Consider the following 408-nt stretch of genomic DNA (forward strand, 5'->3'; position numbering starts at 1 on the left):
AAGTCGTAACAAGGTAGCCGTAGGGGAACCTGCGGCTGGATCACCTCCTTAATCGACGACATCAGCTGCTCCATAAGTTCCCACACGAATTGCTTGATTCATTGAAGAAGACGATAGAAGCAGCTTTAAGCTCCAAGCTGATAGCTCTTAGCTAATCAGTTACGCGCTCGAAATTGGGTCTGTAGCTCAGTTGGTTAGAGCGCACCCCTGATAAGGGTGAGGTCGGCAGTTCGAATCTGCCCAGACCCACCAATTTTGTTATGGGGCCATAGCTCAGCTGGGAGAGCGCCTGCCTTGCACGCAGGAGGTCAACGGTTCGATCCCGTTTGGCTCCACCATTAACTGTTTCTACTGTTAGAGTTTAGAAATGAATATTCGCCAATGAATATTGATTTCTAGTCTTTGATT

The 408-nt window shown here is 48.0% G+C and carries 2 tRNA genes and 1 rRNA gene; all 3 read left to right on the top strand.

Going from position 1 to position 408, the window contains the following annotated elements:
• Window positions 1-51 (top strand): 16S ribosomal RNA (locus HX846_RS39240); the annotation flags it as partial.
• A 124-nt stretch (window positions 52-175) separates the two neighbouring features.
• A tRNA-Ile gene (locus HX846_RS12255) sits at window positions 176-252 on the top strand.
• Window positions 253-262: 10 nt separating this feature from the next.
• Window positions 263-338 (top strand) — tRNA-Ala (locus HX846_RS12260).
• Window positions 339-408: the final 70 nt, after the last annotated feature.

It is taken from the genome of Pseudomonas sp. K5002 (assembly GCF_013386655.1).
Taxonomy (GTDB): Bacteria; Pseudomonadota; Gammaproteobacteria; order Pseudomonadales; family Pseudomonadaceae; genus Aquipseudomonas.